This is a genomic window from Streptomyces sp. LS1784 (genome assembly GCF_020103755.1).
GTDB lineage: Bacteria > Actinomycetota > Actinomycetes > Streptomycetales > Streptomycetaceae > Kitasatospora.
The window spans coordinates 1-18,600 of sequence record NZ_JAHSQD010000118.1; the positions used below are offsets into that span (position 1 = coordinate 1).

The 18,600-nt window shown below is 68.6% G+C and carries 14 protein-coding genes; 2 read left to right on the plus strand and 12 right to left on the minus strand.

Annotated features, from left to right (window positions below; translation table 11 throughout):
• A partial coding sequence (locus tag KS423_RS16445) for a peptidoglycan binding domain-containing protein (RefSeq protein ID WP_224279943.1) occupies positions 1–1,064 on the plus strand: 1,064 nt, incomplete at its 5' end.
• Positions 1,065–1,200: 136 nt separating this feature from the next.
• Positions 1,201–2,913, plus strand: coding sequence for an ABC transporter family substrate-binding protein (locus KS423_RS16450; RefSeq protein WP_224279945.1), 1,713 nt, complete (start codon positions 1,201–1,203; stop codon positions 2,911–2,913).
• Between the two features lie 27 nt (positions 2,914–2,940).
• Here KS423_RS16450 and KS423_RS16455 read toward each other — a convergent pair whose 3' ends face one another.
• The 12 genes from KS423_RS16455 to typA form a co-directional block, all read right to left on the minus strand.
• Complete coding sequence (locus KS423_RS16455) at positions 2,941–3,990, minus strand: ABC transporter ATP-binding protein (protein ID WP_224279947.1); 1,050 nt, start codon at positions 3,988–3,990, stop codon at positions 2,941–2,943.
• A gap of 154 nt (positions 3,991–4,144) precedes the next feature.
• Positions 4,145–5,278, minus strand: a complete 1,134-nt coding sequence (locus KS423_RS16460) for an ABC transporter ATP-binding protein (protein WP_224279949.1) — start codon at positions 5,276–5,278, stop codon at positions 4,145–4,147.
• Entirely contained in the window at positions 5,268–6,320 is a 1,053-nt protein-coding gene (locus KS423_RS16465; protein WP_224279951.1) for an ABC transporter ATP-binding protein, read from the minus strand. The genes KS423_RS16460 and KS423_RS16465 overlap by 11 nt, the downstream gene beginning before the upstream one ends.
• 16 nt (positions 6,321–6,336) lie before the next feature.
• The gene (locus KS423_RS16470) at positions 6,337–7,251 is read right to left on the minus strand and encodes an ABC transporter permease (protein ID WP_224279968.1); all 915 of its coding nucleotides are present in this window, start codon (positions 7,249–7,251) and stop codon (positions 6,337–6,339) included.
• Positions 7,252–7,327: 76 nt separating this feature from the next.
• Positions 7,328–8,254: an ABC transporter permease gene (locus KS423_RS16475; protein ID WP_224279953.1), complete on the minus strand. Its 927-nt coding sequence runs from the start codon at positions 8,252–8,254 to the stop codon at positions 7,328–7,330.
• A 111-nt stretch (positions 8,255–8,365) separates the two neighbouring features.
• On the minus strand, positions 8,366–9,988 hold the full coding sequence (locus KS423_RS16480) for an ABC transporter substrate-binding protein (RefSeq protein ID WP_224279955.1): 1,623 nt from the start codon (positions 9,986–9,988) through the stop codon (positions 8,366–8,368).
• 188 nt (positions 9,989–10,176) lie between these two features.
• The gene (locus KS423_RS16485) at positions 10,177–11,193 is read right to left on the minus strand and encodes an ABC transporter ATP-binding protein (protein WP_224279957.1); all 1,017 of its coding nucleotides are present in this window, start codon (positions 11,191–11,193) and stop codon (positions 10,177–10,179) included.
• Complete coding sequence (locus KS423_RS16490) at positions 11,186–12,232, minus strand: ABC transporter ATP-binding protein (RefSeq protein ID WP_224279959.1); 1,047 nt, start codon at positions 12,230–12,232, stop codon at positions 11,186–11,188. Before KS423_RS16490 ends, KS423_RS16485 begins: the two co-directional genes overlap by 8 nt.
• Before the next feature lie 19 nt (positions 12,233–12,251).
• Positions 12,252–13,193 carry an ABC transporter permease gene (locus KS423_RS16495; protein WP_224279961.1) on the minus strand — a complete coding sequence of 314 codons (942 nt, stop codon included), beginning with the start codon at positions 13,191–13,193 and terminating at the stop codon, positions 12,252–12,254.
• Positions 13,186–14,130: an ABC transporter permease gene (locus KS423_RS16500; protein ID WP_224279963.1), complete on the minus strand. Its 945-nt coding sequence runs from the start codon at positions 14,128–14,130 to the stop codon at positions 13,186–13,188. Before KS423_RS16500 ends, KS423_RS16495 begins: the two co-directional genes overlap by 8 nt.
• A gap of 88 nt (positions 14,131–14,218) precedes the next feature.
• Positions 14,219–15,853, minus strand: coding sequence for an ABC transporter substrate-binding protein (locus KS423_RS16505; protein WP_224279965.1), 1,635 nt, complete (start codon positions 15,851–15,853; stop codon positions 14,219–14,221).
• Positions 15,854–16,284: 431 nt separating this feature from the next.
• Positions 16,285–18,189 carry a translational GTPase TypA gene (gene typA, locus KS423_RS16510; protein WP_224279967.1) on the minus strand — a complete coding sequence of 635 codons (1,905 nt, stop codon included), beginning with the start codon at positions 18,187–18,189 and terminating at the stop codon, positions 16,285–16,287.
• Positions 18,190–18,600: the final 411 nt, after the last annotated feature.

An 18,600-nucleotide genomic window follows, 5' to 3' on the forward strand; every position in this document is an offset into this window, starting at 1 on the left:
CCGAAGGCGCCGAGGCCGCCACGGGTGCCCAGGGTGCCAAGGCCGCCCCCGCGCCGACCCCCGCCACGGCGAAGGCCGAACCCGCCGCCCCCGCCAAGGCCAAGCGCGGCGGCGCCGGCAAGAAGCTGGTCAAGCTGGGCGTCTACGGCGTCGGCGCGGTGTTCTTCCTCGGCGCCGCCGCGTACGGCACCGGCCTGATGCTCAACCAGTCCGACGTCCCCAAGGGCACCGTGGTGCTCGGCGCCGAGATCGGCGGCAGCAGCCGCGACCAGGCGATCCACCAGCTGGACGAGTCGGTCGGCAAGGCCGGCCAGCAGCCGCTCAAGCTGAAGATCGGCGACCAGACCGTGGACCTCGACCCGACGGTCGCCGGGCTGAGCTTCGACACCACCGCCACCGTGGACGGCCTGGCCCAGCACAGCTACAACCCGGTCGACGTCATCAAGTCGCTCAAGGGCGGCACCAAGGCCGTCGCCCCGGAGGTCAAGGTCGACAAGGCCAAGCTCAAGGCCGCCCTCGACGGCCTCGCGGCCGGCTCCGGCCAGGGTCTCCAGGAGGGCTACGTCAAGTTCGGCGACCCCGGCGGCGAGCCGATCGTCGTCCCCGGCCGGGCCGGCCAGGCGGTGGACTCGGCGAGCGCCCTGGAGGTGATCGCGCAGGCCTACCGCGACCGCGCCGACGGCAAGCCCGACCAGCCGATCGCCCTCACCGTCACGGCCGCCCAGCCGAAGATCTCCACCCAGGCCCTCCAGGCGGCCGCCGACAGCCTCGGCAAGCAGGTGGCCGCCGGCAAGGTCCACGTCCTGGCCGGCGCCAAGTCCTGGGACTTCGGCCCGAAGACCGCCGCCAAGGCGCTCACGCTCGTCCCGGACGCCTCCGGCAAGATCGTGCCCAAGTGGGACCTCGACGCGCTCGCCGCCCAACTGGGCACCGCGTTCGACAAGGTGAAGGTCAAGAAGAACGGCCAGGTCGCCACGATCACCCCGCAGGACGTCGCCGACGGCATCACCTCGGTGCTGGACAAGACCGGCGACAAGGACCGCACCTTCAAGTTCACGGTCTGACACGTTCGCGGTCCGACCGACCGGCACCCGCGAGGGGCGGGCCCACCATCCGGGCCCGCCCCTCGACAACGGCCCCTCCCGGTCAGCAAGATGTGACGCCACACCATCCGCCACATCCACCCCGGGGAGCACGCCGATGCGCCGCCGCCTCCAGCACCACGGGACGGCCCTGCTCGCCGGTCTCACCGCCGTCACGCTCTCGCTGGCGCTCTGCTCCTGCACCGCCGGACAGGGCGGCGCCGGCGCCCTGCCGTCGGCCCCCGCGTCGCCCAAGCTCACCTCGATCGACATCAACCCGCACGACCGGGCCCAGTTGCGCCAGGGCGGCACCCTGAACCTGGCGATCGCCCAGTTCTCCCGCCAGTGGTCGCCGATCCACACCGACGGCAGCGAGTCCTCGACCGTCGCGGTCAGCAAACCGCTGCTGCCGACCTTCTTCCGCTCGGACGCGGCCGGCACCCAGACCCCCAACCCGGCCTACCTGCAGGAGGCTCACGCCGACCTCAAGGACGGCCGGCAGGTGGTCACCTGGACCCTCAACCCGAAGGCCCACTGGTCCGACGGCACCCCGATCACCTGGCGCGACATCGAGGCCAACTGGCGCGCCCTGAACGGGAGGGACCCGGCCTACAAGTCCTCCAGCAACACCGGCTTCGAACTGGTCTCCGCGGTCGAGCGCGGCAAGGACGACTTCCAGGCCGTGATGACCTTCGACCGCCCGTTCTCCGAGTGGCAGTCGATGTTCAACAGCGCCGGCAACGCCCCGCTGATGCCCGCCGGCCGGATCTCCACGCCGGATCTGTTCAACACCTCCTACATCGACGCCATCCCGGTCACCGCCGGCCCGTTCAAGGTCGAGCAGCTGGACCGCGCCACCCAGACCGTCACGCTGGTCGCCGACCCCTCCTGGTGGGGCGACAAGCCGATGCTGGACCGGATCGTCTTCCACGCGATGCTGCCCGACGCGATGCCCGCCGCCTTCGCCAAGGGCGAGGTCGACCTCGTCAACAACGGCCCGGACGTGGCCGGTTACCAGGTCATCAGGAACACCAAGGGTGCGGTGGTGCGCCGGGCCGGCGGGCCGGACTTCCGCCAGTTCACCCTGAACGCCCGCACCCCCGCGCTCAGCGACGCGACCGTACGCCAGGCCGTCTTCCAGGCGATCAACCGGGACGTGGTGATCCGCGGCGACCTCGGCGGCCTGGACTGGCCCGCCGTCCCGCTCAACAACCACCTGCTGGTCACCAACCAGAACGGCTACCGCGACAACTCCCTGGGCCTGGCCCGCTACGACCCCGTAGAGGCCGCCCGCAAGCTGGACTCGGCCGGCTGGAAGCTGGACGGCGACGTGCGGAAGAAGGACGGCCGCGAGCTGAACCTGCGGATGGTCGTCCCGGCCGGCGTCACCCCGGCCCAGGCCGAGGCCGCCAACGCCACCCGGATGCTCAAGGACGTCGGCATCAAGGTCACCACGGTGACCGCCCCCGCCAACGAGTTCTTCGACAAGTACGTCAACCGCAACGACTTCGACATCGCCGCCTACTCGCTGCTCGGCACCCCCTTCCCGGCCAGCGGCAACCGCGCCAACTTCGTCCAGAGCGGCGGCACCAACCACGTCGGCGCGGGCAGCCCGGCGGTGGACAGCGCGCTCGACCGGGCCGCCGCCGCGACCGACGCGGCCACCGCCTCCGAGGCGATCAACCAGGCCGACGGCGAGCTCTGGAAGGTGGCCGGCGTCCTGCCGCTCTACCAGCGCCCGCAGCTGTTCGGGGCCCGCGCCGACCTCGCCAACATCGGTGCGCAGGGCCTGTCCGACATCGTCTGGGAGAACGTCGGTTTCGTGAAGTAGCCGCCGGCCTGGGCTGGGGCCGCCACCTCAGCCGTGCAGCGTCTCACGCCAGTAGTGGCAGGCACTGCGGCGGCCCTCCAGCTCCGTCCCGTACTCGCTGGTCACCGGTGCCAGCGGCGGGAGTTCGGTGCGGCAGCGGTCCTGCGCGCGGTCGCAGCGGGGGTTGAAGGCGCAGCCCTCCGGGATCCGCAGCAGGCTCGGCGGCAAGCCCTTGACGGCGTGCAGGCTCTGGCCCTTCTGGTCCAGCCGGGGGATCGAGTCCAGCAGGCCCCGGGTGTACGGGTGCGCGGGCCGGGCGTACAGCTCCCGCACCGGGGCCGTCTCGACGATCCGGCCCGCGTACATCACCGCGATCTTGTCCGCGACGTCGGCCACCACGCCCAGGTCGTGGGTGATCAGGATCAGGCCCATGTTGTACTCGGCCTGGAGCTCGGCCAGCAGGTCCATCACCTGCGCCTGCACGGTCACGTCCAGCGCCGTGGTGGGCTCGTCGGCGATGATGAGGTCCGGCTCCAGCGCCAGCGCCATCGCGATCATGATCCGCTGACGCATGCCGCCCGAGAACTGGTGCGGGTAGTCGCCGACACGCTGGCGGGCGGCCGGGATGCGCACCCGCTCCATCAGCTCGACGGCCTTCGCCTTGGCCTCCGCGCGGGAGACCCCCCGGTGCGCCCGGAACATCTCGCCGAGCTGGTAGCCCACGCTGAGCACCGGGTTCAGTGCGGACAGCGCGTCCTGGAAGATCATCGCGATGTGCCCGCCCCGGATCGACCCCCGGGCGTTGTCACTCATGGTCAGCAGGTTCTCGCCGCGGAACAGGATCCGGCCCGAGGTGATCCGCCCCGGCGGCATGTCCAGGATGCCCATCACCGCCTGCGCCGTCACCGACTTGCCCGACCCGGACTCCCCCAGCACCGCCAGCGTCTCCCCGGCCGCGACGGAGTAGCTCACCCCGTTGACGGCCCTGGCGACGCCGTCCCGGGTGTGGAACTCCACATGCAGGTCGTCGACCTCCAGCAGCGGCGTCCCGGGCTCCAGACTCCCCCGACCACCGCCGATCACCTCCACCGCGTCCATCAGAGCAGCCCTCCTCGGCACCACGGCGTCCACTGCTGGGCGCAGAGCAACTATCAAGGAACGGAGGGCACTTGGCGAGCCTGTGGCAGATTTCTTTTCCGTCACGGGAAAGGGCGCGCCCCCGCCTGCGAGGACGCGCCCAGGTAGTGGCCCCTCAGCCGTCGCCCTGCCCGTCGCCTTGCTCGACCTCGCGCTCCGCCGCGCTCTGCTCAATCTCGCGCTCCGCCGCGAAGTGACATGCCGAATCGTGCCGCGCCGCCCCGTCCAGCCAGGACGGCGCCGCCAGCAGCGGCACCTCGACCGCACACCGCTGCTGCGCCTTCCAGCAGCGGGTGCGGAAGCGGCAGCCGGACGGCGGGTTGGCCGGCGAGGGCACGTCGCCGGTGAGCACGATCCGGTCCCGCGTCTCCCGCGCCGTCGGGTCCGGCACCGGCACCGCGGAGAGCAGCGCCTGGGTGTACGGGTGGGTCGCGTGGTCGTAGATCTCCGCGTCGCTGCCGATCTCGACCAGCTTCCCCAGGTACATCACCCCGACCCGGTCCGAGATGTGCCGGACGATCGAGAGGTCGTGCGCGATGAACATGTACGACAGGTTGAATTCGCCCTGCAACCGCTCCAGCAGGTTGATCACCTGCGCCTGCACCGAGACGTCCAGCGCCGACACCGGCTCGTCACAGATGATGACCTCCGGCTTGAGCGCCAACCCCCGGGCGATACCGATGCGCTGGCGCTGGCCACCGGAGAACTGGTGCGGATAGCGGTTGATGTACTCCGGGTTGAGCCCCACCACGTCCAGCAGGTCCTGGACCGCCTTGCGGCGGTCGCCCTTGGGCGCCGCCCCGGGGTGGATCTCGAACGGCTCACCGATGATGTCGCCGACCGTCATGCGCGGGTTGAGCGAGGTGTACGGGTCCTGGAACACCATCTGGATGTTCCGGCGGACGGCCTTCAGCGCCGAGCCGGAGAGCCGGGAGATCTCCTCCCCCTTGTAGCGGACCGAGCCCCCGGTGGCCGGTTCCAGGTTCATCAGCACCTTGGCCAGCGTGGACTTCCCGCAGCCGGACTCGCCGACGATGCCGAGCGTCTCGCCCTGCATCAGGTCGAAGCTGACCCCGTCGACGGCCTTGACCGCGCCGACCTGCTTCTTGAACAGGACGCCCTTGGTCAACGGGAAGTGCTTGACCAGGTCCCGGACTTCGAGGATCGGTTCGCCGCGCGACACCTCCCGCTCGAAGGCGACCTCCTCCGGCACCACCGCGCCGAGTGTGCCGGCCCCGTCAACGGTCATGGAGGGTCTCCTTCCAGAAGAAGCAGGCGCTGCCGCGCCCCTCCAGCGGCGTCCCGTCGTCCTCGGTGACCGGGAAGAGCTCCGGCACCTCGGCCCGGCAGACGTCCTGCGCGCGAGGGCAGCGCGGGTTGAAGGCGCAGCCCTTGGGGATCCGCAGCAGGTTGGGCGGCAGGCCCTTGATCGCGTAGAGCTCCTGGCCCTTCTGGTCGAGCCGGGGAATGGAGTCCAGCAGGCCCCGGGTGTACGGGTGGGCGGGGCGCGCGTACAGCTCGTGCACCGGGGCCGTCTCGACGATCCGGCCCGCGTACATCACCGCGATCTTGTCCGCGACGTCGGCCACCACGCCCAGGTCGTGGGTGATCAGGATGAGCCCCATGTGGAACTCGGCCTGCAGCTCGGCCAGCAGGTCCATCACCTGCGCCTGCACGGTCACGTCCAGCGCCGTGGTGGGCTCGTCCGCGATGATCAGGTCCGGTTCCAGCGCCAGTGCCATCGCGATCATGATCCGCTGGCGCATGCCGCCGGAGAACTGGTGCGGGTAGTCGTTCACCCGGTCCTTGGCCGCCGGGATGCGCACCCGCTCCATCAGCTCGACGGCCTTCGCCTTGGCCTCCGCGCGGGAGACCCCTCGGTGGGCGCGGAACATCTCGCCGAGCTGGAAGCCCACCGACAGCACCGGGTTCAGCGCGGACAGCGCGTCCTGGAAGATCATCGCGATCCGCCCGCCACGGATCCTCCGCCGCTCCTCCTTGCTCATCTTGAGCATGTCCCGGCCCCGGAAGCGGATCTCGCCGCGCGGGATCCGGGCCGGCGGCATGTCCAGGATGCCCATGACCGCCTGGGCGGTCACCGACTTGCCGGAGCCGGACTCGCCCAGCACCGCCAGCGTCTCCCCGGCCGAGACGGAGTAGTCGACCCCGTTCACCGCCCTGGCCACGCCGTCCCGGGTGACGAACTCGACGTGCAGGTCCCGCACGTCGAGCAGCGGCCCCTCGTACGGTGTCCGCCGCTCGCGCTCGGCGGTGTCCGCCGCTGTACTCACGATGTGCTCCCCTCGCTCAGCGAAGCTTCGGATCGAGGGCGTCGCGCACCGCGTCGCCCATCATGATGAAGGCCAGTACGGTGATGGAGAGTGCCGCGGCCGGGAAGAACATCACGTACGGCGCGGTCCGGATCACCTTCTGGGCGGAGGAGATGTCGATGCCCCAGGAGATGGTCGGCTCCTGCAGGCCGATGCCGAGGAAGCTCAGCGTCGCCTCGGTCGCGATGTAGCCGCCGAGCGCGATGGTCGCCACCACGATCACCGGCGCGACCGCGTTCGGCAGGATGTGCCGGAACATCAGCCGTCCGGTCCCGGCTCCGAGCGCCCGGCCCGCCACCACGTAGTCGGACTGTTTGACGGTCAGCACCGCGCCGCGCATGACACGGGCGATCTGGGTCCAGCCGAGGACGGCCAGGGCGACCACCACGGTCCACACCGTGCGGATGGTGAAGGCGTTCAGCAGCACCAGGGCGCCGAGCAGCAGCGGGATGCCGAAGAAGATGTCGACGATCCGGGAGAGCACCGCGTCCACGGCCCCGCCGTAGTACCCGGCGACCATTCCGGTCAGCCCGCCGAGCAGGGTGACGGCGGCGGTCACGAAGATGCCGACGGTGATCGAGGCCCGGGCACCGTAGACCACCCGGGCGTAGATGGACCGGCCCTGCGCGTCGTAGCCGAACCAGCCGGCGCCGAAGAAGTCCGTCCAGTCCGGCCGCTTGAGGTAGTCGTGCACCAGGTCGGCCCTGCGCGGGTTGGCGTCGGTGAACGCCCAGGGGAAGATCGCCATGACCACCAGCAGCACGATCAGCACGACCGAGAGCAGGAAGATCGGCCGTCGGCGCAGGTCCCGCCAGGCGTCGCCCCAGAGGCTGCGGGCCTCCTCCCGCTTCTCCACGTCGGGTTCGACCAGGGTCTCCTGCTCCACCGCCATGCCCTGCTCTCCCGCGTAGTCGAGACGGGAGACGCCCGGCTTGGGGTGCGGTTCGTACGAGTCCTCGTCGTGGATGTCAGGCATAGCGGATCCTCGGGTCCAGGACCGCGTAGAGCAGGTCGACGAGCAGGCTGGCGACCAGGTAGATGATCACCAGGACGGTCACGATGCCGACCACGGTCGGGCCTTCCTTCTGGTTGATCGCCCGGTACAGGACGTTGCCGATGCCCTGCACGTTGAAGATGCCCTCGGTGACGATCGCCCCGCCCATCAGCGCGCCGAGGTCGGTGCCGAGGAAGGTGATCACCGGGATGAGCGAGTTGCGCAACAGGTGGCGGGAGATGATGGTCCGTCGGGGCAGTCCCTTGGCGGTCGCGGTCCGGATGTAGTCGGCCCGCAGGTTCTCGCCGATGGAGGTCCGGGTGAGCCGGGCGACGTACGCGAGCGAGAGCGAGCCCAGGACGATCGCCGGCAGGATCAGCTGGGAGAGGTCGTAGCTGTCCTGCACCGTAGGCGTGACCCAGCCCAGGTTGGTGGCGAACACGGTCTGCGCGATGTAGGCCAGCACGAAGACCGGGATCGAGATCACCACGAGGGTCAGGATCAGCACCAGGGTGTCCGCGATGCTGCCGCGCTTCAGCCCGGAGAGCACGCCGAGGGCGAGGCCCACGACCATCTCGAAGACGAAGGCCAGCAGCGCCAGCCGGATGGTGACCGGGAAGGCGTCCGCCATGATGTCGGAGACCGGGCGACCGGTGAAGCTGGTGCCGAAGTCCCCCTGGAAGAGGTTCCCCATGTAGTGCAGGTACTGCTTCCAGAGCGGCTGGTCCAGGTAGTACGTGTGCTTGATGCTCGCGACCACGGACGGGTCGGCGGCCTTCTCGCCGAACAGCGCGACCACCGGGTCGCCCGGCAGCGTGTAGACCATCACGAAGATCAGCAGCGTGGTGCCGAAGAACACCGGGATCATCTGCAGCACCCGCCGCAGCACGTAACTGCCCATCCGAGCCTCCTTCCTAGGTGCCCGACCGGCCGGGCCGGCAGGCCGGGAGACCGCGCCCCGCTCTCCGTGCGGGAAGGGCGGGGCCGGCCGAGGGGATCAGAGCCCGGGGATTCAGCCCTTGACCTCGACCTGCGTCCAGGCCGGGTTGCCGAAGGAGTCGAACTTCACGTTCTGCACCTTGGTCGAGTAGCCCGAGTTGGTGCGGTAGTACCAGAGCGGGATGGCCGGCATGCCGCTCGGCAGCACGGCCTCGGCCTGCTGGTAGCCGGTCACCGTGTCGGCGACGCTGGGAGCCTCGTCGGCCCGGGTCGCCGCCTGGTCGAACTGCGGGTTGCTGTACCCGGTGTCGTTGGACGCGGCACCGGTGCGGTACACGTCGGCCAGGAAGTTGGCGTTCAGCGGGTAGTCCTGCACCCAGCCGGTCCGGAAGGCGCCGTTGAGCTGGTGCGTGGTGATGGCCTGCCGGGCGGTCTTGAAGTCGGGCTTCGGGTCGCCCAGGCAGTCGACGCCGGTGGTCTGCCGGATCGAGTTGCAGACCGCGTCGACCCACTCCTTGTGGCCGCCGTCCGCGTTGTAGGTGATCAGCACCTTGTTGCCCGGGACGCCGCCGCCCTGCTGGATCAGCTGCTTGGCCTTGGCGGGGTCGAAGGTGCAGAAGTCCCCGCAGGTGCCCGCCTTGTAGCCCTGGACGCCCTCGGCCACCCAGGCGCTGGCCGGCGCCCGGGAGCCCTGCAGCACCGTCTTGGTGATGGTCGGCCGGTCGATCGCCATCGACAGGCCCTGGCGCACCTGGGCCTTCTCCGGCGCCGCCCAGTCGGCCTGGTAGAGCGTGAAGCCGATGTTCTGGATGGCGCCCTGCGGGGCGTCCACCGCCCGGTCGCCGAGGTCGCTCTTGTACGTCGCCAGCGCGGACGGCGGCACCTGGTCCATCACGTCCAGGTTGTTGGACTGGAGGTCGGCGTAGGCGGCCTCGGACGTGGTGTACATCTTGAAGACGATGCCGCCGTTCTTCGGCTTGTCCACGCCCTGGTAGTCCGGGAAGGCCTTGGTGACCACCTGGGTGTTGTGCGACCAGCTGACGAACTGGTACGGGCCGTTGCCCACCGGCTTCTGCCCGTACCCGGCCGGGTCCTTGAAGAAGCCCTCGGGCAGCGGCGAGAAGGCGATGTAGCCGAGCTTGTACTCGAAGTACGAGACCTTGTGGTTCAGCTTGACGGTGAAGTGCAGGTCGTCGGTGACGGTCAGCCCGGACAGCTTGTCCGTGGTGGGCTGGCCGGAGCCCGGGTGGACGTCCTGGTAGCCCTCGATGTCGGAGAACCAGGAACTGTTGATCTGGTTGTTGGCGGGGTTCGCGCCCCAGTTCCAGGCGTCGACGAAGTTCTGGGCGTGCACCGGGGTGCCGTCGTGGAACTTCCAGCCGTCCTTCAGCGTGACGGTGTAGGTCTGGGAGTCGCTGGTGTCGATCCTGTCGGCGACCTGCATCCGGATCTTGGCGTTGCTCGGGTCGTAGTCGACCAGGCCCTTGAAGAGGTTCTGGATGATGCGACCGCCACCGACCTCGTTCGCGTTGGCGGGCTGCAGCGGGTTCTGCGGCTCGTTGCTCTGGTAGCTGAAGGTCTTGCCGGCGTCCGACGAGCTACTGCCTCCTCCGCCACTGTTGCTGCACCCGGTGGCCACCAGGGCCACGGACGTCGCAACGGCGGGGACCCAACGAGCACGGGCGACTACGGGCATGGAGGTCCCTCCTCATGGTGTGTGTCGCATCACACCCCATGAGAAGCGCGCCCCGACGACGGCGCGAGCCAGGTGCACCCGGACGGGTGCCGTGACCCCCTGCGGAGTTGACGCAGCGCCGGATCGGCCGAATGCCGGAAGGGCCCGTGGCGCGAACGCCACGGGCCCTTCCTGGGACCAGCTGGGGATCAGGCCGCGGCCTGCTCCCGGACCTCGGGGAAGTGGCAGGCCGACTCGTGCGCGGCCGGGCCCTCCAGCAGCGAGGGGACCGCGAGCAGCGGGATCTCCTCGGCGCACCGCTCCTCCGCCTTCCAGCAGCGGGTGCGGAAGCGGCAGCCGGACGGCGGGTTGGCCGGCGAGGGGATGTCCCCGTTGAGGATGATCCGGTCGCGGGACTCGCGCGCCGTCGGGTCCGGCACCGGCACCGCGGAGAGCAGCGCCTGGGTGTACGGGTGCGTCGCGTTCTCGTAGATCTCCGCGTCCGAGCCGATCTCGATCATCTTGCCGAGGTACATCACGCCGACGCGGTCGGAGATGTGCCGGACGATGGAGAGGTCGTGCGCGATGAACATGTAGGAGAGGCCGAACTCGCCCTGCAGCTGCTCCAGCAGGTTGATCACCTGCGCCTGGACGGACACGTCCAGGGCGGAGACCGGCTCGTCGCAGATGATGATCTCGGGCTTGAGCGCGAGACCGCGGGCGATGCCGATGCGCTGGCGCTGACCGCCGGAGAACTGGTGCGGGTACCGGTTGATGTACTCCGGGTTCAGACCCACGACGTCCAGCAGGTCCTGGACGGCCTTGCGGCGGTCGCCCTTGGGCGCCACCTCGGGGTGGATCTCGAACGGCTCACCGATGATGTCGCCGACCGTCATGCGCGGGTTGAGCGAGGTGTAGGGGTCCTGGAACACCATCTGGATGTTCCGGCGGACGGCCTTGAGGGCCGCACCCTGCAGCTTGGAGATGTCCTCGCCCTTGAACAGCACCTGACCGGAGGTGGCCCGCTCCAGGTTCATCAGCACCTTGGCCAGCGTGGACTTGCCACAGCCGGACTCGCCGACGATGCCGAGCGTCTCCCCCTTCTTCAGCTCGAAGGAGATGCCGTCGACCGCCTTGACCGCGCCGATCTGCTTCTTGAAGAGGATGCCCTGGGTCAGCGGGTAGTGCTTGACCAGGTCCTTGACCTCCAGGATGTTCTCAGCCATGGAGGGTCTCCTTCCAGAGGTGGCACGCGCTGCGGCGGCCGGTGAGCTCCTTGCCGTCCTTGTCCGTCACGTGGTGCAGCGTCGGGATCTCGGTGCGGCACAGGTCGGTGGCGACGTCGCAGCGGGGGTTGAACGCGCAGCCGGCCGGAACCTTCAGCAGGTTCGGGGGCAGGCCCTTGATCGCGTACAGCTCCTGGCCCTTCTGGTCCAGGCGCGGGATGGAACGGAGCAGGCCCTTGGTGTACGGGTGCGCGGGGTTCGCGTACAGCTCGTGCACCGGGGCGGTCTCGACGATCCGGCCCGCGTACATCACGGCGATCTTGTCCGCGACGTCGGCGACCACGCCGAGGTCGTGGGTGATCAGGATCAGGCCCATGTTGTACTCGGCCTGGAGCTCGGCGAGCAGGTCCATCACCTGCGCCTGGACGGTGACGTCCAGGGCGGTGGTGGGCTCGTCGGCGATGATCAGGTCCGGCTCCATGGAGAGCGCCATGGCGATCATGATGCGCTGGCGCATACCGCCGGAGAACTGGTGCGGGTAGTCGCCCACACGCTGCTTGGCGGCCGGGATGCGCACCCGCTCCATCAGCTCGATCGCCTTGTCCCGGGCCTCCTTGCGGGAGGCACCGCGGTGCACCCGGAACATCTCGCCGAGCTGGGCGCCGACGGTCATCACCGGGTTCAGCGAGGAGAGCGCGTCCTGGAAGATCATCGCGATCTTCTGGCCGCGGATCTGCCGGCGCTGCTCCTCCTTCATGGCGAGCATGTCCTCGCCGCGGTAGAGGATCTGGCCCTGGCTGATCTTGCCGGGCGGCATGTCGAGGATGCCCATGATGGTCTGGGCGGTCACCGACTTGCCGGAGCCGGACTCGCCGAGCACCGCCAGGGTCTCACCGGCGGCGACGGAGTAGTTGACGCCGTTCACGGCCTTGGCGACGCCGTCCCGGGTGTGGAACTCCACGTGGAGGTCACGGACCTCCAGCAGCGGAGTGCCCACCTCGAGGCGGGTCTTCTGGTTCTTCTCGATCACGGTGGTCATCGGGTCGTCACCTCTTCTCTCAGCGGAGCTTCGGGTCGAGGGCGTCGCGCACCGCGTCGCCGAGCATGATGAACGCCAGCACCGTGACGCTCAGCACCGCGGACGGGAAGAGCAGCACGTGCGGGGCGTTCAGGAAGCGGGGCTGGGCGTCGCTGATCATCAGGCCCCAGGAGATCTCCGGCGACTGGACACCGATGCCCAGGTAGGAGAGCGCGGCCTCGGCGCCGATGTAGACGCCCAGGCTGATCGCGGCGACGACGATGACCGGCGCGATGGCGTTCGGCAGGATGTGCCGGAAGGTGATCCGGCCGCTGCCGGCGCCGAGCGCGCGGGCCGCCATCACGTAGTCGTTGTTCTTGTTGGCCAGCACCGAGGCGCGCATGATACGGAAGATCTGCGGCCAGCCGAGGACGGCCATCACCGCCGAGACGGTCCAGGCGTTGCCGACCTTGAGCATCGACATGATCAGCATGCCGCCGAGCAGCAGCGGGATCGAGAAGAAGATCTCGGTGAAGCGCGACAGGATGCTGTCGACGATGCCGCCCTTCCAGCCGGCCACCAGGCCGAGCAGGGAGCCGACGAGGGTCACCAGCGTGGTGGTCAGGATGCCGACGATGATCGAGTTGCGGGCGCCCCACACCGTCCGGGTGTAGACGTCGCAGCCCTGGACGTCGAAGCCGAACCAGTGGTCCCCGTCCGGCCGCTTCAGCGAGTCGGACAGGTTGCAGAAGCCGGCCGCGTTCGGGTTGGTGTCGGTGAACAGCTGCGGCACGGCCGCCACGATCATCAGGAAGAGCACCAGCGAGGCACCGATGATGAAGACCGGGTTGCGGCGCAGGTCGGCCAGCGCGTCGGACCAGAGGCTGCGGACGCGCTCCGGCTTCGCCTTCGTGGCCGGGGTGCTCTTGGGGCTGCCGCCGCCGGGCGCGGCCTCGGAGTCCTTGGTAATGGTGTCAGGCATAACGGATCCTCGGGTCGAGCACGGCGTAGAGCATGTCCACGAGCAGGGTGGTGACCAGGTAGATCAGCACCAGCAGCGTGACGACGCCGACGATGATCGTGCCCTGCTTCTGGTACACGGACTGGGCGAGCAGACCGCCGATGCCGTGAATGTTGAAGATCCTCTCGGTGATCACCGCACCGCCCATCAGGCCACCGAGGTCGGCGCCGAGGAAGGTGACGATCGGGATCAGCGCGTTGCGCAGGGCGTGCCGGCCGATCACCCGACGACGCTTCAGCCCCTTGGCGACCGCGGTGCGGACGTAGTCCGCGCGCATGGTCTCCATCAGGCTGGTGCGGGTCAGGCGGGCAACGTACGCCAGCGACATCGAGGCCAGCACGAAGGCCGGCAGCAGGTATGCGCGCAGCCCGTCGTCCTCGTTGAAGGAGACCGAGAAGAAGTCGATTCCGTAGTCGTTCTTCAGCTTGACGCCGAGGACCAGCTGCAACACGAAGCCGGTGACGAAGACCGGGATCGAGATGACGAACAGCGTGCTGATGAGCACCAGCTGGTCCAGGAACTTGCCCTTGCGCAGGGCCGCCATCACGCCGGCCAGCACACCGATGACCGCCTCGATGACGAAGGCGACGAGGGCGAGGTTCACGGTGTACGGGAAGGCGTCGCCGATCATGTCGCTCACCGAGCGACCGGTCAGGCTCTCGCCGAGGTCGCCCTTGAACACACCCGTTATGTAGTTCCAGTACTGGAGCAGGAACGGGTCGTTCAGGTGGTACTTCTGGCGGAGCATCTCCGCCACGATCGGGTCGGCGCGCTTCTCACCGGCCAGCGCCTGCACCGGGTCACCGGGCAGTTTGAAGACCAGCCAGTAGATCAGGAACGTCGCACCGATGAGGACAGGGATCGCCTGTAGCAGTCGGCGGATGACATAGCGGCCCATCAGACCTCCATACTTTCGGACAAGGAAGGGAGGCGGGAGGACTCGGACTGTGGTCCGGTCCACCCGCCCCCTATCGTCTGATTACAGATCAGGCCAGCTCGACCTCGGCCAGGTTCATGTGCCCCTGAGCGTCGGTGTCAAAGTTCTTGATCTTCTTGGTGTAGGCGGCGGAGGACATGTAGGTGTACACCGGGATGTACGGCAGGTCCTGAACCAGGACGTCGTCCGCCTGCTGGTAGAGCTTCAGGCCTTCCTCGGGGGTCTTGGCCTGGTCGGCCTGCGACAGCAGGCTCTCGAACTGCTCGTTGACGTAACCGCCGTAGTTCGAGCCGCTCTCGATGGCGACCTTGGAGAAGATCGGGCGCAGGTAGTTCTCGATCGACGGGTAGTCCATCGACCAGGCCATGCGGAAGGCGCCCGAGTACTCCTTCTTGCCCAGCGCGTCGAGGATCTTGCCGAACTTCTCGAACGGCTTGAAGGTGACCTCGACGCCGAGGTTGGCCTTCAGCTGGTTGCCGACGGCCTCGATCCACTCCTTGTGGCCACCGTCGGCGTTGTAGCCCAGCTCGATGGTGTTGTTCGGGACACCGCCGGCCTGGGTGAAGAGCGCCTTGGCCTTGGCCGGGTCGTACTTGGCGGCGTCGCCCAGGGCGCCCTTGCGGTAGCCCTCGACCAGCGGGTTGACGAAGTCGTCGGCCGGGACGCGGGTGCCCGAGAAGATGGTCTTGGTGATGGCCTCGCGGTCGATCGCCATCGAGATCGCCTTGCGGATCTCCGGCTTGCCGTAGGCGGCCGGGTTGGTGGCGATCGGGAAGCCGATGTAGCCGACGCCGGACTCCGGCTTGTAGATGTAGCGGTCGCCGAACTCCTGGGCGACGGTGGACATCGCCGAGATCGGGAGCTTGTCGGTGGCCTGGATGTTGTCGGCCCGCAGGTCGTTGTACGCGGTGTCCAGGTTGTCGTAGATCTTGAAGGTCACGCCCGCGAGCTTCGCCTTGGTGTCGAAGCTCGGGAAGTTCTCGTAGCGCTTGACCTTGATCTGCTTGTTGTGCTCCCAGGCGCCGTCCATCTCGAACGGGCCGTTGCCGATCGGCTTCTCGCCGAAGGCCTTCGGGTCGCTGAAGAACGCCTTCGGCAGCGGGTAGAAGGCGTTGTAGCCCAGCATGGTCTTGAACTGGGAGAACGGCGCGGTCAGGGTGACGGTGAAGGTCTTGTCGTCGACGACCTTCAGACCCTTGAGCTCCGTGGCGGTCGGCTTCTTGTCCTTGCCCGGGGCGAGCTCGTCGGAGCCCTCGATCTTGTTGAAGAACGGCATGCCCTCGGCGGCGTTGTCCTGGTTGGCACCCCAGTTCCAGGCGTCGACGAAGGACTGGGCGGTGACCTTCTCGCCGTTGTGGAAGGTGTAGCCGTCCTTGAGCTTGATCGTCCAGACCTTGCTGTCCGGGGACTCGATCGACTCGGCCACGCGCAGCTTCGGCGCGTTGGTCTTGCGGTCGTAGTCGACCAGACCGGCGAAGACCGCGTTCAGGACCTCGGAACCCTCGGACTCCGCGGTGTTCTGCCCCACCAGGCCGTGCTGCGGCTCGCCGAGCTCGACGGCGATGGTGCCGCCGCCGGAAGCGGCCTTGCTGTCGCCGCTCTTGGAGCTGGTGCTGCATGCGGTCGCCGCGAGGGCAATCGCGGTAGCCGCGACGAGCCACTTGGTCTGGGTTGCACCACGCATGGGGGATGCCTCCTGAATTCGACTATCCGACGAGGAGAGCACGACAGGCGGTCGAGACCGTTCCCGCTGTGCCGTCCGCGCTCGTGGTTTCGGCGCGCACCCCTGCGCGTTCACCCGTGACCCGAGCCTGACTGCACCCACTATCCGTCACGCACGGACACGAAAGTGACCAGCGGCGATCTCAATTAGGTCACATGAACAGTCGGTAAGTTTCGAAAATCGGACATTTGAGACATAGCCAGACAGGCACCAACCGGACAGTCGTCACGGATGACGAACTGTCATGTCCGCTCAGCGGACACTCGGGTGTGATGAGCGCTATTCCGTTAATAGCGCTCCCGACAACTTGGAGTAGTTGAAAAAGTTCGCCCCCCTTCCCATGGGAAAGGGGGGCGAATCATTCCGGCCAATGGCCGTTCAGTGCGTCCGGATCACGCCTTCTTGGCGCGCGAGGCGGTGCGTCCGCGGTCCTTCTGGTCGAGGACGACCTTACGGATGCGAACCGTCTCCGGGGTCACCTCGATGCACTCGTCCTCGCGGCAGAACTCCAGCGACTGCTCCAGCGAGAGCTTGCGCGGCGGGACGATCGACTCGGCCACGTCGGCGGTCGAGGACCGCATGTTGGTGAGCTTCTTCTCCTTGGTGATGTTCACGTCCATGTCGTCGGAACGCGAGTTCTCACCGACGATCATGCCCTCGTACACCTCGGTGCCCGGCTCGCAGAAGAGCACGCCGCGCTCCTGCAGGTTGGTCATCGCGAAGGCGGTCACCACACCGGCCCGGTCGGCGACCAGCGAGCCGTTGTTGCGGGTGGTCAGCGTGCCGAACCACGGCTCGTGGCCCTCGTGGATCGAGTGGGCGATGCCGGTGCCGCGGGTGTTGGTGAGGAACTCGGTCCGGAAGCCGATCAGACCGCGGGACGGCACGACGAACTCCATCCGGACCCAGCCCGAGCCGTGGTTGGACATGTTGTCCATCCGGCCCTTGCGGATGCCCATGAGCTGCGTGACCGCGCCCATGTGCTCCTCGGGCACGTCCACCGTGAGGCGCTCGACCGGCTCGTGGGTCTTGCCGTTGACCTCCTTGGTGACCACCTGCGGCTTGCCGACGGTCAGCTCGAAGCCCTCGCGGCGCATGGTCTCGATCAGGATGGCCAGCGCCAGCTCACCACGGCCCTGCACCTCCCAGGCGTCCGGGCGCTCGGTGTCCAGCACGCGCAGCGAGACGTTACCGATCAGCTCGCGGTCCAGGCGGTCCTTCACCTGGCGGGCGGTGACCTTGCGGTCCACCTTGGCGCCGGACTTGGCGTCCGCGCCCTTGCCGCTGCCGCCACGGCCGACCAGCGGCGAGGTGTTGGTGCCGATGGTCATCGAGATGGCCGGCTCGTCCACCGTGATCAGCGGCAGCGCGACCGGGTTCTCCGGGTCGGCCAGGGTCTCGCCGATCATGATGTCGGAGATGCCGGCGACGGCGCAGATGTCACCGGGGCCCGCCACCTCGGCCGGCTTGCGGGTGAGCGCCTCGGTCATCAGCAGCTCGGAGATGCGAACGTTCGAGATGCTGCCGTCGCGCTTGATCCAGGCCACGGTCTGGCCCTTGCGCAGCTCGCCCTGCTCGACGCGGAGCAGCGCGATGCGGCCGAGGAAGTTGTCGGCGTCCAGGTTGGTGACGTGGGCCTGGAGCGGGGCGTCCTCGTCGTAGCTGGGGGCCGGGACGTGCTCCAGCAGGGTGGAGAAGAACGGCTCCAGGTTGGTGCTGTCGGCCGGGACGGTGCCGTTCTCCGGCTTGGTCAGCGAGGCGACGCCGTCACGGGCGCAGGCGTAGACGATCGGGAACTCGATCTGGTCCTCGTCCGCGTCCAGGTCCAGGAACAGGTCGTAGGTCTCGTTGATGACCTCGTCGATCCGGGAGTCCGGACGGTCGGTCTTGTTGATGCAGAGGATGACGGGCAGACGGGCCGACAGCGCCTTGCGGAGCACGAAGCGGGTCTGCGGCAGCGGACCCTCGGAGGCGTCGACCAGCAGGACGACCGCGTCCACCATCGACAGACCGCGCTCGACCTCGCCACCGAAGTCGGCGTGGCCCGGGGTGTCGATGATGTTGATGGTGATCGGCGCGCCGCCGTCCTTGGGGTGGTACTTGACCGCGGTGTTCTTCGCGAGAATGGTGATGCCCTTCTCACGCTCCAGGTCGTTGGAGTCCATCATCCGGTCGTCGAGCTGCTGGTGGGCGGCGAAGGCGCCGGCCTGCTTGAGCATGGCGTCGACCAGGGTGGTCTTGCCGTGGTCGACGTGGGCGACGATGGCGACGTTACGGATGTCGTTGCGCGTGGGCATGCCTTGCGGATTCTCCCGGAATCGTGGGTTGCGGCGCCCGGCTGCGTGACGCGCACTTGCGATCCCTGTCGATCGCCGCCGCCCGTTCCGCCTGCTACTACCGGTCCACCCGCCGGGCACATGGCCATGCCTCGGCTTCCTCCTATCGTACGGGGAAGGGCCGAGGTGGGCGGAAACGAGCCGGTCCGGCGGGATCAAGATCACAGGTGGGTCACACTCCCTTCACCCGGCGGCCGGGTTCCGACACCCTTCCGTTCGTGATCCGACACCTCTGCTCCCTCCGGCCGGCCCCGACCGGCTGCCCGCACGCCGCCGCCCCCGTCGCCGACGGGCGTCCGGCGCAGGCCGGGAAGGCCCTCGCCCGGGCCCGCACGCAGTGCCCCGAGCCGGCCGGGATCGCCGGCGTCGAAC

Bases quoted from the DNA above. Each gene is read 5' to 3' on its own strand.
- KS423_RS16460 (WP_224279949.1), bottom strand. From the start codon at position 5,278: ATGACCGTTGACGGGGCCGGCACACTCGGCGCGGTGGTGCCGGAGGAG.
- KS423_RS16500 (WP_224279963.1), bottom strand. From the start codon at position 14,130: ATGGGCCGCTATGTCATCCGCCGACTGCTACAGGCGATCCCTGTCCTC.
- KS423_RS16455 (WP_224279947.1), bottom strand. From the start codon at position 3,990: ATGGACGCGGTGGAGGTGATCGGCGGTGGTCGGGGGAGTCTGGAGCCC.
- KS423_RS16480 (WP_224279955.1), bottom strand. From the start codon at position 9,988: ATGCCCGTAGTCGCCCGTGCTCGTTGGGTCCCCGCCGTTGCGACGTCC.
- KS423_RS16505 (WP_224279965.1), bottom strand. From the start codon at position 15,853: ATGCGTGGTGCAACCCAGACCAAGTGGCTCGTCGCGGCTACCGCGATT.
- KS423_RS16485 (WP_224279957.1), bottom strand. From the start codon at position 11,193: ATGGCTGAGAACATCCTGGAGGTCAAGGACCTGGTCAAGCACTACCCG.
- KS423_RS16490 (WP_224279959.1), bottom strand. From the start codon at position 12,232: ATGACCACCGTGATCGAGAAGAACCAGAAGACCCGCCTCGAGGTGGGC.
- KS423_RS16470 (WP_224279968.1), bottom strand. From the start codon at position 7,251: ATGGCGGTGGAGCAGGAGACCCTGGTCGAACCCGACGTGGAGAAGCGG.
- KS423_RS16450 (WP_224279945.1), top strand. From the start codon at position 1,201: ATGCGCCGCCGCCTCCAGCACCACGGGACGGCCCTGCTCGCCGGTCTC.
- typA (WP_224279967.1), bottom strand. From the start codon at position 18,189: ATGCCCACGCGCAACGACATCCGTAACGTCGCCATCGTCGCCCACGTC.
- KS423_RS16475 (WP_224279953.1), bottom strand. From the start codon at position 8,254: ATGGGCAGTTACGTGCTGCGGCGGGTGCTGCAGATGATCCCGGTGTTC.
- KS423_RS16495 (WP_224279961.1), bottom strand. From the start codon at position 13,193: ATGCCTGACACCATTACCAAGGACTCCGAGGCCGCGCCCGGCGGCGGC.